General features: G+C 60.5%; 16 protein-coding genes. 6 read left to right on the top strand and 10 right to left on the bottom strand.

Going from position 1 to position 15,297, the window contains the following annotated elements:
• Positions 1-97: 97 nt before the first annotated feature.
• From ACK509_RS11485 to ACK509_RS11475, 3 genes are all read right to left on the bottom strand, one after another.
• On the bottom strand, positions 98-1,339 hold the full coding sequence (locus ACK509_RS11485) for an NAD(P)/FAD-dependent oxidoreductase (protein ID WP_410766676.1): 1,242 nt from the start codon (positions 1,337-1,339) through the stop codon (positions 98-100).
• A gap of 105 nt (positions 1,340-1,444) precedes the next feature.
• Complete coding sequence (locus tag ACK509_RS11480; protein ID WP_410766675.1) at positions 1,445-1,831, bottom strand: hypothetical protein; 387 nt, start codon at positions 1,829-1,831, stop codon at positions 1,445-1,447.
• Between the two features lie 96 nt (positions 1,832-1,927).
• Entirely contained in the window at positions 1,928-2,827 is a 900-nt protein-coding gene (locus tag ACK509_RS11475) for a winged helix-turn-helix domain-containing protein (RefSeq protein WP_410766674.1), read from the bottom strand.
• A 107-nt stretch (positions 2,828-2,934) separates the two neighbouring features.
• Here ACK509_RS11475 and ACK509_RS11470 point away from each other — a divergent pair, with 107 nt between their 5' ends.
• On the top strand, positions 2,935-3,531 hold the full coding sequence (locus ACK509_RS11470; RefSeq protein WP_410766673.1) for a DUF6149 family protein: 597 nt from the start codon (positions 2,935-2,937) through the stop codon (positions 3,529-3,531).
• A 12-nt stretch (positions 3,532-3,543) separates the two neighbouring features.
• Here the strand turns inward: ACK509_RS11470 and ACK509_RS11465 are convergent, their stop codons facing one another.
• The 3 genes from ACK509_RS11465 to ACK509_RS11455 all read right to left on the bottom strand — a co-directional run bounded on the left by ACK509_RS11465 (position 3,544) and on the right by ACK509_RS11455 (position 7,101).
• Positions 3,544-5,028, bottom strand: coding sequence for an MATE family efflux transporter (locus ACK509_RS11465; protein WP_410766672.1), 1,485 nt, complete (start codon positions 5,026-5,028; stop codon positions 3,544-3,546).
• Positions 5,025-5,684, bottom strand: a complete 660-nt coding sequence (locus ACK509_RS11460; RefSeq protein ID WP_410766671.1) for a TetR/AcrR family transcriptional regulator — start codon at positions 5,682-5,684, stop codon at positions 5,025-5,027. Before ACK509_RS11460 ends, ACK509_RS11465 begins: the two co-directional genes overlap by 4 nt.
• A 103-nt stretch (positions 5,685-5,787) precedes the next feature.
• Positions 5,788-7,101, bottom strand: a complete 1,314-nt coding sequence (locus ACK509_RS11455; protein WP_410766670.1) for an NAD(P)/FAD-dependent oxidoreductase — start codon at positions 7,099-7,101, stop codon at positions 5,788-5,790.
• A 96-nt stretch (positions 7,102-7,197) separates the two neighbouring features.
• Between ACK509_RS11455 and ACK509_RS11450 the strand changes: the two genes are divergently transcribed.
• From ACK509_RS11450 to ACK509_RS11440, 3 genes are all read left to right on the top strand, one after another.
• On the top strand, positions 7,198-8,949 hold the full coding sequence (locus ACK509_RS11450) for a histidine kinase N-terminal 7TM domain-containing protein (protein ID WP_410766669.1): 1,752 nt from the start codon (positions 7,198-7,200) through the stop codon (positions 8,947-8,949).
• Between the two features lie 62 nt (positions 8,950-9,011).
• Positions 9,012-9,893 (top strand): homoserine kinase, encoded by an 882-nt coding sequence (locus ACK509_RS11445; protein ID WP_410766668.1) that lies wholly within the window; start codon positions 9,012-9,014, stop codon positions 9,891-9,893.
• Between the two features lie 134 nt (positions 9,894-10,027).
• Positions 10,028-10,519: a universal stress protein gene (locus tag ACK509_RS11440; RefSeq protein WP_410766667.1), complete on the top strand. Its 492-nt coding sequence runs from the start codon at positions 10,028-10,030 to the stop codon at positions 10,517-10,519.
• Between the two features lie 96 nt (positions 10,520-10,615).
• Here ACK509_RS11440 and pdxS read toward each other — a convergent pair whose 3' ends face one another.
• The gene (gene pdxS / locus ACK509_RS11435; RefSeq protein ID WP_410766666.1) at positions 10,616-11,524 is read right to left on the bottom strand and encodes a pyridoxal 5'-phosphate synthase lyase subunit PdxS; all 909 of its coding nucleotides are present in this window, start codon (positions 11,522-11,524) and stop codon (positions 10,616-10,618) included.
• Positions 11,525-11,636: 112 nt separating this feature from the next.
• Here pdxS and ACK509_RS11430 point away from each other — a divergent pair, with 112 nt between their 5' ends.
• A complete protein-coding gene (locus ACK509_RS11430) occupies positions 11,637-12,398 on the top strand; it encodes a DUF1405 domain-containing protein (RefSeq protein ID WP_410767258.1) in 762 nt (253 codons plus the stop codon).
• A gap of 42 nt (positions 12,399-12,440) precedes the next feature.
• On the top strand, positions 12,441-13,496 hold the full coding sequence (locus ACK509_RS11425) for a hypothetical protein (protein ID WP_410766665.1): 1,056 nt from the start codon (positions 12,441-12,443) through the stop codon (positions 13,494-13,496).
• A gap of 31 nt (positions 13,497-13,527) precedes the next feature.
• Here the strand turns inward: ACK509_RS11425 and ACK509_RS11420 are convergent, their stop codons facing one another.
• From ACK509_RS11420 to ACK509_RS11410, 3 genes are read right to left on the bottom strand one after another with little or no spacing between them, the layout of a single operon-like run.
• Entirely contained in the window at positions 13,528-14,451 is a 924-nt protein-coding gene (locus ACK509_RS11420) for a DUF6293 family protein (protein WP_410766664.1), read from the bottom strand.
• Between the two features lie 53 nt (positions 14,452-14,504).
• Positions 14,505-14,681, bottom strand: a complete 177-nt coding sequence (locus tag ACK509_RS11415; RefSeq protein WP_410766663.1) for a hypothetical protein — start codon at positions 14,679-14,681, stop codon at positions 14,505-14,507.
• Positions 14,682-14,740: 59 nt separating this feature from the next.
• Positions 14,741-15,295, bottom strand: coding sequence for a cysteine hydrolase family protein (locus ACK509_RS11410; RefSeq protein ID WP_410766662.1), 555 nt, complete (start codon positions 15,293-15,295; stop codon positions 14,741-14,743).
• Positions 15,296-15,297: the final 2 nt, after the last annotated feature.

Raw genomic sequence — 15,297 nt, 5'->3', positions numbered from 1 at the left:
CTTCGTGATACTCGAAAACCCTCCGCTGTCCGTGAAAGTTCAGTCGCTCGTCGTGCTGAGAAAACGTAGCTGTCGGTGATGCCGAAACGGAGAGAGATTACTGCTCTGCTGTTACGCCTTCGAGGTCGTCGAGTTCGAACTGCTGTTTCATCAGCACGTCCGTCTGCCCGGAGATATCGACCTGTTCGCGCATGAGTTTCTTGTATCTCGTCTGTGGCGAGAGGTCGCCGATGAGGACGCCACCGACGATTTTACCGTCCTTGATGGCGAGACGCCGCCACTCGGTGTCGGAGTACTTCGCTTCGACCGACTCGTCGCCGAGGGTCGGGTGACCGAACGAGAGGAACGGGAAGTCGAAGTGCGTAATCGAATACGACGAGACCCAGCGGAACTCGTCAGAGCCGTACTCGACCATGTTCTTGGCCGCGATGGTGCCCTGTTCTTTCGCGGAGCCCCACGCACCGTTCTGTGCGCGCTCGCCGAGGATGACGTCGTGGAACTCGGTGATGTCGCCTGCGGCGAAGATGTCGTCGTGATTCGTGCGCATGAACTCGTCCACGTAGATACCGTTGTCGTACTCGATATCCGTCCCACGGAGAATCTCCGTGTTGAAGTTCAGACCGATTGCGATACCGACGAAGTCGGCCGGGTAGCGGTCGTCGTTGGGGTCGATTGCGGCGGTGACCTTGCCGTCGTCGTCCATCTCGAAGTGGTCGACGCCGGAGTCGAAGACGGGTTCGACGTTGCGCTCGCGGAGCGCGTTGTGGATAATCTCTGCGCCGTCCTGTGAGAGTGCGTAGCGCCACCAGGCTTTACCGCGCATGAGGTACTTGCCTTCGACATCTTGTGCGGCCGTGATAGCCGCGAGGTCGATACCGAGGAGACCCGCGCCGATGACGACGGAGTTGTCGGCTTGTTCGATGTGGTTCTTGATGTCGCGAGCGTCTTGGAACGTCCAGAAGTGGTGGATACCTTCTGCGTCGGAGTTCTCGACGGGGAGTTGCGTCGGCGTGCCCCCGATGGCGAGAAGGAGCTTGTCGTAGGCGTATTCCGAGCCGTCGTGTGCGGTGACGGTGTGCGCCTCAGGGTCGATGTTCGTGACGAGCGTGTTGAGAACGAGGTCGACGTCTCGGTCATCGTACCACGATTCGTCGTGGATGGAGATGGGCGCTTCAGGCAGTTTGCCTTTGGCGAATTCTTTGATCAGAATACGATTATAGAGGGGTTCGCCCTCGTCTGTAAGGATGGTGATGTCCGCATCGGGTTCCAGTTCGCGGAGGGTCTCGGCCGCGGAAGCCCCCGCGACGCCGTCACCGACGATCACGTACGACTGGCTCATAACCCGACGTTTGCATTCGGGGTTAATGTGGATTGCTATCTCCCTCATTATTCTTCAGGAGAAGGAAATCCGTGCAGAGAAGGCCCTGAAACAGGAAATAGTGGGTTAGAACTCGTGTTTCCCGTCGTATTCGGGGCGACCACCATCGGTCATCTTGGGTGGAGTCGTCTCGCTGAGCGTCCCAGGAGTGGTACGTCCACGGGCGCGGCGAACCACGACGCGAGCGTCGGCGGGGAGACCGGTTCGAACGAGTGCGAGCAGTCCTGCACGGAGCGCGACTGTGGCGACGACGAACCCGACGGGCCATCCAGCGAACACCGCGACGAGTCCAAGCCCAGGAGCGAGCGGGGCGACGAGCGTCGCGGCCACTGTCGCGGCGACGATGCCCACGACCGCGGCGACGGTGAGAACCACCGTGTTTGCGAGCGTTCCGAGACCGTGTGGAGCGGGGTCGAGCGCGTCCGGAAGTCCGAGGTAGTTGGTGTGGGTCATGTCTTTGTCCTCATCTATACGAACGGGCTATGACTCTAAAAGAGTAAGCAGAATGATATTTTTGTAAGCCCCCTTACCGGAGCAGATTTATACAAATTATGAGACATTTCCGACGCTCGAATCGACACACCGGAGCGCCTCGTCGAGTTCGACGGTCAGCACTTCGTCGTCGTGGCGGATTTCGACCTCGATTCGCCACGGGTCGGAATCGACGACGGTCAGCGCGTCGTCGCCGACGACCCACGGGAAGTGCCAAAACGGCGTGCCACACACGTCGTCACCGCGCGCGGAGAGGAACGAGAGGACCGCCGATTCGTCGAGCAAGACGAGGCCGATAGGCGAGACCACCGTGTAGGCACACTGCGAACAGCGGTGGCTCACGACCACGTCGAGGTCGAAGGGGGCCGTCTCTGAGGAGAGGAGGGTTTCGGTCGTCCCACCACACTCGGGGCAGACGCCATCTGCGGCGAGACAGTGCAGGTGACGGACGCGCTGGTCGAACGCCGACAGGAGGTCGTCTGGCGAGCGGCCATCGAGTCCACCTGGTGGGAACTCTTCGTGCGCGTGGATTCGTCCGCACGCATCACACGTGAGCGTCAAGCGTTCGTCTTGGTAGGTGGCGATAAGGTCGCCGTCGCAGGCGACACACGACCCTGAGGCGACGAAAGGTTCGACCACGGGGTCTTCGTTGAACGTCCCGGCCAAGACGGCGCGGACGACTTTCTCACCCGCGAGGCGGAAATCGTAGCCGTCGTCGGTCTTCTTGACGAACTGGCCACGGAGTTTGCCGAGGTGGTAGTTGAAACGGGCGCTGTCGTCGACACCGACTCGGCGGCGGAGTTCGGAGAACGGAACTGGTCGGTCGTCGGATTCCCACAGGGCTTCGAGAATCGCCAATCGCGTCTCGTCGGCGACGATAGAGAACGCCTCGGCGGGGGAGAGACATTCCTCGCAGTCGAGAATCGACCGCTTGCGAGCCGAAACGGAGTCACTCATGTGTCGATACACGTACACGGGGACCATAAACGGAGTAGTAAAATCTCGTTTTGTTCCATTTCGTACACATGCCCTTTACGTACTTTCGACCCTAAGCCGCCGACGAAATGAAGCTTCGGCAGAACATCCGCCACTTCGCGGCGAAGAAGGCACTCACGATGCCGGTCATCGGCGATATCGCCACGGAAAAACTGGTGGACCTGCACGTCCGCATCTTCGGCGAGCGCGCCGACCCGGACCACAGAGCAGAACGCGAACCACACATGGAGGCGTTCTTCGACTGCACGTTCGACACCTACGTCGCGGCGCTCGAATCCGGCTTCCCGGAAGCAGAAGCCCGCGAAATCACCCACATCCAGTCGAACTTCGACTTCTACAACCACGGCTGGACCGAGATGATGGAGTTCCCCGTCGAGGAACTCGAAACGCACTACGAGCGCTACGAGGCGTTCTTCTCGCGCTACAACATCGACATCGCCAATCCGCTCGGCGATTTCGAAACCATCGACATCCCAGACGCACCCGCGACGATGGAGAAACTGGACGACCCAGAACACCCGCATGCAGAGGGAGGCTTCGCCGACGACGCCTACGTCGAAGACGCCGCAGGCAACGTCAACGTCGGCGGAAAGGAAGAACCCGAGAACGTCGATTTGAACGCCGCACCGGGTATGCAGGACCTCGACGAAGAAGAAGCGGCCTAAGAAGCGTCGTTTTTAGTCGTCGCTGGGGACCCGCGGCCCAGTATCGACGACACTCTCTTTCCACGTCCCGCGAGTGAACCACGCGAGCGCGAGGAGCGCCGCGGCGACGTTCGAGAAGGCGATGCCGTACCAGACGCCCGTCGGTCCCATCCCGAAGAACTGGACGAGGACGAAGGCGACGGGAATCCGAAGCACCCACAGCGAGATGAGCGAGAAGGCCATCGCGGTGCGCGTCGAACCACTCCCTCTGAAGCCGCCGTTGACGACGTTGAACGCCCCGAGGAAGACGAACGTCGGGCCGATAATCGTGAGGTAGTCGATACCGACCGAGATGACGGCTTGCTCACCGGGGATGAACACGGCGACGATTGGCCCGGCGAAGAAGTACGCCGCGGCGGAGACGAACACCAAGACCGAGGTGATGAGTCCGACTGCCCAGAAGACGGCGCGCTCTGCACGGTCTGGGCGCTCTGCGCCGAGGTTCTGTCCGACGACAGTCGAAGTCCCCTGTGCGAGACCGATTGCTGGCAGGAACACGAGCGACGTGAGGCGGTTACCGATACCGAACGCGGCGACGGCAATTTCAGTGTCCACGCCGACGGCGTTGACGGCGGCGTAGGCGACCAACGCAGTCAGTGCGGTCACACCGAGTGCGCGGGTCGATTGCTCGATACTCGACGGCGCACCGATTTCGATGATTTTCTTGACCGTTTCACGCTCGGGAAGCAGGTCACGTGGTGAGAGGTCGATACCGACCCGTCCCGAGAGGAGGAGCCAGAACCCGACGAGCGCGCCGACACCGCGCGAGAACACCGTTGCGATTGCGGCCCCTTGCACGCCGAAGCCAGTGAAGCCAGTCGCGGCGAAGAGTGAGTCACCGAGCGCACCCAGTCCGAGTACCCCGAAGATGGGGTTCGCGTTGAACCCGAGGATGAGAAAGGGGTCCAGAACGACGTTGATGATGACACCGAACGCCATCAGATACATCGGCGTCTTAGTGTCGCCCCAGCCACGGAGCAGGGCTTGGAAGATGAAGAAGCCGAACATGAACGAGACGCCGAGGAAGATGGTTCTCGTGTACTCGACCGAGAGTCGGTGAACTTCCGTTCCCGGTGTCGTCCCGATGAGCGGGAGGAGAATCGGCGTCACCAGATATCCGATGGCCGCAAAGACCGCAGACAGGAGAATCACGAACCCGAGGGTCTGACCAGCGACGTGGTCCACTTGGTCGTGGTTGCCCGCACCCTTGTTCTGGGCGACGAGGACTGTCCCGGCGATGGTAAAGCCACCACCGAACGAAATCATGAGGAACACGAGCGGCCACGAGAACGACAGCGCAGAGACGGCTTCTGACCCGACTCGACCCACCCAGAAGGTATCGGCGAGGTTGTAGGCCACCTGCATAATCTGCGAGAAGACGATGGGCAACGAGAGTACCAGCATCGGCTTGACCAGGTCGCCGTCGACGAGGTTGACGTCGCGTGTTTTGGCGCTCATTGTCCCCCCTCGAGACGCAGATTGGAGAGGACAAACTCGTCGATAGCGGTGCGAACTGCAGTCGGAATCTCACGGGACGGAAGTGACGAACCGTCTTCGCTTTCGTCTTCGCCGGAGAGGACGACGCGCTGAATCCGTGCGCCATCGAGAGCGGCGAACAACAGTGCTGCCGTCCGTTCGGGGTCTACCTCGCGGAAGACACCCTGTTCGATACCGTCGCGGATGATTGCCGACATTCGTGCGCGAATCGTTCGTTCGTTCTGTGCGACTTGTTCTCGGTAGGCCTCGTCGTAGGGCGCTTGCGTTCGCAAGTCCATCAGCGCGAGACCGAACTTGTCGTACTCTTCGTCGTCGTCTCCGTCAGGAACCATCTTGTCGAGCAGAAATCGCAGGCGCTCTTCGGGCGCATCGCCCTCGGTTGCGGCGATTTTCTGGTCGAAGCGCTCCATCAGATAGCGAAGGAACGAGACGAGCAAGTCGTGTTTCGTCCCGTAGTGGTAGTGGAGGAGCGACTTGCTCTTTCCCGCCTCGTCGGCGATGTGTTGCATCGTCAGGTTGGCGAACCCCTCGGCGCACAGCGCGCGATAGGTCGCCTCCATCAGTGTCTCGTGGACCTCGTCGGGGACCGACTGGTCCGCAGATGAATCTGTACTCACTAACTGACTGGTCAGTCAGTCGCGTAAAAAGCAGTTTCGTATGGGAAACAGATTGCCGCAAAGCGTGCGTCGGTGTGACGTGAAAAACGAGCGCTTGTTCGGCTCAGTGCTTGTCGTCGATGCGGTCGGCGACTTCGTAGCCTGCGACGATGCCACCGTTGAGCGAGCGTTCGGGGTACTGCGCTTTCGAGGCCATCCCCGCGTAGTAGACGCCTTCGGCGACGTCGTCTGCGAGGTCGTAGGGGACGACGAGGTCGAGATAGCCGCGTTCGTACACCGGGCCAGCGCGGGGGTTGCGCGAGACTTTGAAATCCGTAATCGAACTGCGGTCGAAGTCGGGGAACATCGACTCGATTTCACTGAACCACACGTCTTCGACTTCCTCGTCGCTCATCTGCCAGAGGTCCTCTTCGGGGCCTTGGACGTAGCTTGCAATGTAGAGGAGATGGTCGCCGCCGTAGCGCTCTTTCGGGATGAAGTTCGTGTGTTCGATGAGCGAGCCAAACGGCGCGTCGTGGGCGATGTTGAGCCAGTAGGTGTCCATCAGCGACTCGGACATCGTGGCGAGTCCGCACACTGCACCTTGGAAGTCGATATCGCACTGGAAGCCAGTCAGGTCTTCGAGGACGTTCGGCATCGCCGCGACGACGACCGAATCGACCTCGTGGGTCTCGGTTCCGTCGCTCGTTTCGACCGTCAAGGTATCGACGGCATCGTCGTTCGTCGTGAGTTCTGTGACGCGTGCGCCGGTTTCGATATTCTCGCGGCCCACTGCGTCCACGAGCGCGTCGATAAAGGGCGCAAAGCCGCCATCGAAGTAGCCGAGAATCTCGCCGCGTAGCAGGTCGCGCTCGCCGCGGAATCTGACGCGCCCGAGGAACCACGCCGCCGACACGTCGTGTTTGCGCTCGCCGAACTTGCCATCGAGGAGTGGGTCCACGAAGTTATCGTAGACGCCGCGTGTCGTGTGTTCGACCACGAAGTCCTCGATTGGCGTGTGTTCGTACGTTTCCAAATCGTTGTAGGCGTCGAAGTCGGGAATTCCGCCGCGAACGTCGATGCCGAGGGTGAGCATTCCCAATCTGAACTTGTCGTAGAAGCTCATGTGCGGGTAGGCAGCGATTTGCCACGCCGTGTCGAGCGGGTGGACGACGCCATCGACGTAGTACGCGTTCTTGCCGATACGCCACTCCAAGTCGTCTCGGAGACCGAGTTCGTCGGCGAGTTCGACGATGGTCTCTTCGGACTTCGAGAGGTGGTGGTAGTATCGCTCGATGTCGTCACCTTTCGTCTGGTACGTCGCGGCGAGTCCACCGAGTGAGTCTGCCGCTTCGAAGATACGAACGTCGTGACCCCGTTTCTGGAGTCGATGCGCCGCGGCGAGGCCTGCGATACCGCCGCCGACGATGCCTATCATGTCTCGGAGTTATTCGTGTGGTGGAAAGTCCTTTCTGGTTGTCGCTGTCTCCGAGGGTGAAATTTATCGTTCCGTGTCCGAGAGCGATTAACAGATATGTACAGCGCGACCAACTGGCAGGTGACGCCCTACACCCTTCCGCTGGGCGTTGGTGCGGCCCTCTTTGTGGTTCTCGGGGCTCATCTGCTTCGTCGCCAAAACATGAAGCGCGCGCTCCCAGGCGCGACGCGAGGGGGGTTGCTCCTTCTCGCCTCGGGATTCTGGATGGGCGTCTACGCCCTCGAACTCTCACGGACTGATTTCGCCACGCTGGTGTTACTCAACCAGATTCAGTATCTCGGTATCGCACCAGTTCCACTGCTCTGGTTCTCGTACGTCGTGCGACACACCGGCGTCGAAGACTTGCCGAAACCCGTGTGGGCGGCGCTCGCAGGCGTGCCACTCGTGACAGTCGCACTCGTCTTTACGAACAGTGCCCACACCCTCATCTGGGACGGCCTCACACTCTCGGACGAGTTCGGCTACGTCATGCTCGTCAACGACCACAGCATCGGCTTTCTCGCGTTCATCATCTACGCCTACACGCTCATCGTCGTCGGCGTCGGCTTGTTGTTCCGGTCGCTCGTCGTCTCCGACGAAATCTACCGCAAACAGACGGCGGGACTGCTCGCCGGAGGTCTCGTTCCCGCCATCGCAGGCATCGTCTACATCTCTGAGTACAGTCCCGTCCCCGGCCTGAATCTGCCAGCAATCGCGTTTAGCTTCGCCGCCGCTGCCGTCGCGTGGAGTGTCTATCGGCACCGACTGTTCACGCTCGTCCCTATCGCGTGGGAACTCGCCGCCGAGTCGATGAAAGGCGGTGCGATCGTCATCGACGAACGAGACGCGGTTCTGGATGCGAATCCAACGGGTGAGCGCTATCTCGACGACGACCTGTCCGCCTGCTACGGCCGCCCCATCCGCGACCTCGTCCCGGACTCGATTGCTGCCGCCCTATCGACGGACACTCCTATCGAAGCGACTGTCGAAGTCGATGGTGACGAGCGCGACGTACTCGTGAGTACGAGTCGGCTAAGCGGCGGCGCGACGACCGGACGACTCGTCATCATCCGCGACATCACCGACCAAAAGAGCAGAGAGCGCCGACTCGAACGGCAGAACGACCGCCTCGAAGAGTTCGCTTCTGTCGTCTCGCACGACCTCAGGAACCCGCTGACTGTCGCAAGCGGGTATCTGGAGTTGGCGAGAGAGACCGGCGAAGCCGAGTATTTCGACCGGGTTGACGACGCTCACGACCGGATGGAAGAGATAATCGAGGACTTGCTGACGCTCGCTCGACAGGGCGAGACGCTCTCTGACCTGTCGCCGGTCGGCGTCCAGACCATCGCCCGCGAGGCGTGGGATAGCGTCGCCGCACAACAGGCGACGCTGGAAGTGAGCCTCGACCAGACAATCGACGCCGACCGCGGGCGATTTCGACAACTGTTCGAGAACCTGTTTCGGAACGCTGTGGAGCATGGCTCCACAAGCAACGAACAGTCTGATGACGCGGTCGAACACGGGTCGGCGAGCAGCGAGGTTCACATTCGCGTCGGCCCGCTCTCGGATGGCTTTTTCGTCGAAGACGACGGGACGGGCATCTCCGAAGCAGAACGCGAACGAGTGTTCGAACGGGGCTACACCACCCACGAAGAGGGAACCGGGTTTGGACTCCCGATTATTCGGTCGATTGCCGACGCCCACGGGTGGACTGTCGAGTTGACGACTGCCGACTCTGGCGGGGCACGGTTCGAATTTACCGACGTCGGTTTCTCGTCGACCGAGGTCGACGCGCCGAAAAACGACTAAACGGCGGACAGTCGGTTGCGACGTTCGCCACCTTTTTATCTGCGATACGGGAACTGCGGGGCATGGTTACGGTCCGCGCACCCGCCACGAGCGCAAATCTCGGGAGTGGATTCGACGTATTCGGTGTCGCTCTCGACCGCCCAGCAGACGTCGTTCACGTCGAGAAAGCGGACCGGACAACAATCGAAGTGACTGGTGTCGGCAGTCAGTACATCCCGACCGACCCCAATCGAAACGTCGTAGGAGCAGTTGCCGAAGAACTCGACGCACCGGCACACATCCGTATCGACAAGGGCGTTCGGCCCTCGTCGGGGCTTGGCTCTTCGGCGGCCAGTTCGGCCGCCGCAGCACTCGCACTCAACGAGTTGTACGACCGTGGCCTGTCGCGCGAAGAGTTGGTTCCCGTCGCCGCCGAAGGCGAAGCAGTCGTCTCCGGCGAGGCCCACGCAGACAACGTCGCACCCGCGTTACTTGGCGGCTTTACTGTCGCAACCGCAAACGGTGTGACGACAGTCGATACCGACATTCCGCTCGTCGCGTGTCTCCCCGAAATCGCGGTTTCGACGCGCGATGCGCGGCGTGTCGTCCCGAATCGGGCGGGCATCGAAGACATGGTTCACACCGTCGGCCACGCTGCGACGCTCACCGTCGGCATGTGTCGTCGTGACCCCGAACTCGTCGGTGCCGGGATGGACGACCGAGTCGTCACGCCCGCCCGAGCAGAACTTATCACTGGCTACGAGGGCGTCCGCGAGGCCGCACTCGACGCCGGGGCGACCGGGGTCACCGTCTCGGGAGCAGGCCCATCCATCCTCGCCGCGTGTCGTCCCGAGTACCGAACCCGCGTCGCAGGGGCGATGGTCGAGGCGTTCGACGACGCGAACGTGGACGCCCGTGCCTACAAGACTCGTGTCGGAAGTGGGGCAGAAATTTTCGATTTCTGACTCGTACATAGACAAACACACGCACAGATTATTTTGACGATTTCGCGCGTTTCAGACCTCGTAACAAGATACCACGGTTCGTGTTAACACGATTCCGAGAAGGTTTTTATCATCTTCGCATAATATCTAAAGACATGGAACGTGCACTCGTCGTCGTGACACCAGATGAGCGGTCGAAACGAATCCTTCGGGAAGCAGGCGCATTCGCATCCGGCAGTGGGGCAGAACTCATCATCCTCACCATCCTCCCGGACAAGGAGTTCGAACGAACCCGCTCTGCGCTCGCCAAGGTGAACTCTTCGGACGTCGTCTACGGTATCGACCAGGCGACCAACTCCGCCGCTCGAAAGGCAAAGCAACTCGCTCGTGAGGCACTCGACGGCATCAACGTGGACTACCGCGTCATCGCCGACATCGGCCCAGAAGAAGACACCATCCTCGAAACCGCACGCTGGGAAGCCTGCGACCACCTCTTCATTTCGGGTCGCCGCCGCTCGCCTACCGGGAAACTCATCTCCCGCGACGTGACCCAGAAGGTCATGCTCAACTTCGACGGCCCAGTCACCGTCCTCCTCGCCGACGAAGACGACGCGGCCTCGAAGCAAGCCACCAGTCTCTCTGTCTAAACACTGCACAGCGAAGAGCAGCACATTCGATTCTCTCGTTTTCAGTCCCTGAGCGGTCGCTCAGTGTGGTGAAAAACGAAAGTAGTGAGAACTCGCTTAGACGCCGCGGCCTTGCAGTTTCTTCTCTTCGGGCATATCGACGTTCGCTTCGCCTTTCATGCCCTTGCCGATACCCGAGGAAATCTCGGCGAGTTTCGCAGGGTCGTCCCAGTTGTTGACGGCTTCGACGACTGCCTTGCCCATCACTTCGGGGTTCTCGGCACCGAAGATACCGGAGCCAACGAAGATGCCGTCGCACTCGTGGTACATCATGAGTGCGGCGTCGGCGGGCGTTGCGATACCGCCTGCCGCGAAGTTGACGACTGGAAGCCGACCCATCTCGGCGGTCTCGTGAACGAGGTCGATTGGGGCTTCGTGTTCGCGTGCCCACTTCTCGCGCTCGTCGTGCTGGAGACCGGTCAAGGTGCGAATCTGGTGCTTGATGGTGCGCTGGTGGGTGACCGCCTGATTCACGTCGCCCGTGCCTGCTTCACCCTTGGTGCGAATCATCGCAGCACCCTCGTGGATGCGGCGGAGTGCTTCGGGGAGGTTGCGAGCGCCGCAGACGAACGGGGCGGTGAACTCGCGCTTGTCGATGTGATACTCGTTGTCGGCAGGGGTGAGTACCTCACTCTCGTCGACCATGTCCACGCCGATGGATTCGAGAATCTGCGCTTCGGTGTAGTGACCGATGCGTGCTTTGCCCATCACCGGGATGGAGACTGCATCGATGATTTCTTCGACCGTCTCGGGGTCAGCCATCCGAGAGACGCCGCCGCGTTTGCGGATGTCCGCGGGGACGGCTTCGAGTGCCATCACGGCCACTGCGCCCGCTTCCTCGGCGATCTTCGCCTGTTCGGCGTTGACGACGTCCATGATGACGCCACCCTTCTGCATCTGCGCGAATCCGCGCTTGACCAGTTCAGTCCCGCGACGGAGTTCGTTGAGGTCGGTCTCCTCAGGCATATCCGTGGGTTGGACTGGCCCTACTTAAGCGGTTACTTCCGCCCGTCAATACATGTCACGGCGGTGTTCGGAAGACCGGCACGGCTTTCCGGTCGCCCTCCAAGCCCACAATATGGACGCGGCGACGCAACTCCGCCGGTATCTCGACGACCCGAGCCGTCTGTTCGGAGACGATGAGTTACCCCCACATACGAACCTCCCGTGGTGGCTCGCACCGCTCCCGCGATGGCTGGAAAACTTCGGGCTCAACATCGCATGGCTCGTCGTCATCGTCAACCTCGTCGGCACCGCGTTTGGTTTCTGGTACTACGGCATCCACCCGTTCTCTGACCCGGTTATCCAACTCCAGTTCGCCCAAGAGCCACTCGTGATGTGGCCCTTCGTCCCCGATAGCCCCGTCGCAACCCTGTTTATCGCACTCTCGCTCGCACTCTGGAAACTCGGTCGGTCGAACGAGTACGTGAATGCACTCGCCTTCTTCGGCTGCTGGAAACTCGGCCTCTGGACGCCCTTCGTCCTCGCCGCCTTTTCGGACTCCTTCCTCGCCTACACGTGGTTCCCGATGTACCTCTTCTTGTTCTTCAGCCACCTCGCCATGGTGGTCGAAGCGTTCCTCATCCAGCGCTATTCGGAGTTCCCGATTGGCGCTGTCGCACTCGCTGTGGCGTGGTACGGCTTCAACGACCTCGTCGATTACTTCTACCCAATCGTTGGCGACCCGCACCACACCGCTCTCCCACTCGCTGATTCCGCGATGGCCTACGGGACGACGGTCCTCCAAGTCGCCGCCGCCGGTGCCGTCTTCCTGACGCTCTTTGCGACCTTCCTCTCGCTCGCAACCCGAATCAAAAAGCTCGAACTCGGCACGCTCTGAGCTGACCCACGCTTTTCATCGTCGCGCACGAACCACCGCCCGATGACACTGTTCGACCACGTCGCTGACCTTCCGCTCTCCCTCGAATCCGTCTCGCGCGAGCAGTTCGAACGCGACACCTCCAGTGGCTTTCTCCGCAAGACGACCGTTTTCGCACTCTCTGGAGGTAGCGAAACCGGTCGTGGCGAAGACGTGACGTACGACACAGAAGACCACGACGCGCTCGCTGAGACGGACGACGACGTGTTCGATCTCGTGGGCGACTACGACTCTTTCGCCGAGTTCTCGGCTGTTCTCGACGACGTTGACCTCTTTCCGACCAAAGAACCCGAGCGCGAGTCTTCCGAGCATTACCGTCGCTGGGCGGTCGAATCGGCGGGGTTGGACCTCGCTCTTCGACAGAACGAGACTGACCTCGCACGCGCTGTCGGCCGTGAGCGTCATCCAGTGCGATTCGCAGTGAGTACCCGCCTCGGAGACGACCCCACGGCCGACCGCGTGGAGATGCTTCTCGAACGCGATTCGAACATGGAGTTCAAACTCGACCCGATATCGGCGTGGGACGACGACCTCGTGGCGACGCTCTCGACACTCGATTGCGTCCGAATTCTCGACCTCAAAGGCCGATACGAAGGCACCAGCGTGGACCAAGCACCCGACGCAGAACTCTACGAACGCGTGCTGTCTGGGTTCCCCGAGGCCGTCATCGAAGACCCGGCGTTTACCGACGAGACACGCCCACTGTTCGACGGCGAGGAAGCGAGAGTTTCGTGGGACGCCCCAATTACTGGCGTCGAATCTGTCGAAGAACTGCCCTTCGAACCCTCGTGGCTGAACATCAAGCCCTCACGCTTCGGGACGGTCGAATCACTCTTCGACACCATCGAATACGCCGAAGAACGAGAGATGAACCTCTACGGTGGCGGCCAGTTCGAACTTGACGTGGGCCGCGACCACATCCAACTCCTCGCCTCGGTGTTCTACCCCGACGGCCCGAACGACGTTGCACCCGGCGGCTACAACCTCCCCGAACCGCCAGAGAGCCTGCCGACGAGTCCACTCGAACCCAGTGGTGACTCGTTGGGCCTGGACTTCTAACCGCTTCGATTCTGTCGTAATCCCGCTCTCACTACTCGTTGTCGGCGTGGGAGCGAACCCACAACTCGCCGATTCGGGAGAGGCGCGTGCGATAGGATTTGCCGACTTCTTCTTGCTCGATGTAGCCCTTTCCGCCGGGGCCGAGGCGGTCCACGTTGTAGATGACTTTCGACCGGAAGGAGTCGGTGTACTCTTCGTTCATCTCGCGGGCCAATGCTTCGGCGAGTTCGGAGACAGAGCCGAATTCGCCGTGTTCGCCGAGTTTGAACAGGATAACTTCCTCGAAGGGTTTGACGTTCGAGAAGGACGCAACAGGGAGTTCCACGATGTGTCGGTCGCCGATTTTCTTCGCGCCGATAGTCGTCCCGCGTTCGTCGAACTCCGAGAGCAGGTCAGAAGAGGTGTCGAGGCGTTCTCGAATCTCCTGTTCGTCGATTTCGCCGGAATCGAGAATCGACTGCAACAGGTCGCGCCCGGTTCGGAGTTCCTCGGCGAGTTCGGACTCGAGGTACTTCTCGGGTGCTGTGTAGTAGGTGTGGATGCGGTCTCTATCGGCTTGCCGCTCCACCATAATTGAGTGCGCGGCGGTGGCGAAGGCGAAGGAGACTGGCCGGGGCATCGCACTCACGTTCACCCACACTTCGCCGGGTTTCTCGTCCTCCTCGCGGCGCTCATCGTCCGCGTCGAGTTCGTCGTTGATGAGGTCGTAGGCCTCTTCGAAGGCGGCGTCGTAATCGTACACGTCGGAGACGACGACGCGCTCTGTTTCGGCACCCAGAAGATTCTGAAAGTCTTTTTCGAGTTTCTTCGAGAGGTTTCGAGAGTACTCGACGTTCGCCTCGCTCCCGACTGCGCCTTCGAGTAAGATGACGCGGTCAACGTCCAACTGGTCGCGGATGAGCGGCGCGATGAGTCGGTCGTAGTCGAACCCGACGGGAACGATGTGCGTCTGCATACGTTGAGGGTGGACTGGGAGTTATAAAAAGGGCAGAGAGTCGGGGTGCGTTTTCACGGTAGTTCACAGGTCGCACCGATGGTTAGCCCTTCGCGTTCGATGTACGCGGCGAGACAGCCGTAGTTACAGAACTGCCCGCTCTGGTCGTCAGGCTGATTCGTCCCTTCGTTCACGAAAACTGGGTCGTGCCGCTCGATGTCGCATCCGCAGTAGGTGCAGTCGTTGCTCATACGTACAGGGTGGACTCACAAACGCCAAAAGATTGTGTTCGGTCCAATGCTCGCTTCAGCTACGGATTCACGTGTTCCGATTCCACAACCATCGCAAACTCCCCATTCAGATGCGCCAACGCGGTCCGGTGCATCTCCTCTGCCGAATAATGCTCCCCATCGACACCTTCTCTCTCAAACGTCGCAACCGCGTCTTCGACCAAATACACCTCGAATCCTAAATTCTCGGCCATCCGGGTAGTCGTCGAAACACAGTGGTCGGTGGTCAGCCCGCACACCACGAGCGTCGAATAGTCGTTCTCGTGAAGCCACGACTCTAACTCAGTACCAATAAAGCCACTATTCACCCGTTTCGTCAACACCAACTCCCCATCCTCAGGCACCGCCTCGGGTTTCCACGCGAAGCCTTCTTTGTCGCTCCGAAGCGGCGAATCAGGCTCTTGGGAGTCGTGACGAATGTGGACGATGGGTTTCTCTCCTTCGCGCCACGTCGCCAGTAACTCGGCGACCGTTGCTTCCATGTCGGGGTTGTTGCGCTCGCCGTAGGCTGGATTGTCGAAGCCGGTCTGCATGTCGATGCAAACCAAGACGGCATCAGATGGGAGTTCGACCATCG

Origin of the sequence: Haloferax sp. DFSO60 (assembly GCF_046557615.1) — an archaeon.
In the GTDB taxonomy this organism is placed as follows: domain Archaea; phylum Halobacteriota; class Halobacteria; order Halobacteriales; family Haloferacaceae; genus Haloferax.
Note: the sequence above shows the minus strand (reverse complement) of the source record. Positions and strands in the feature narration are given on the sequence as shown.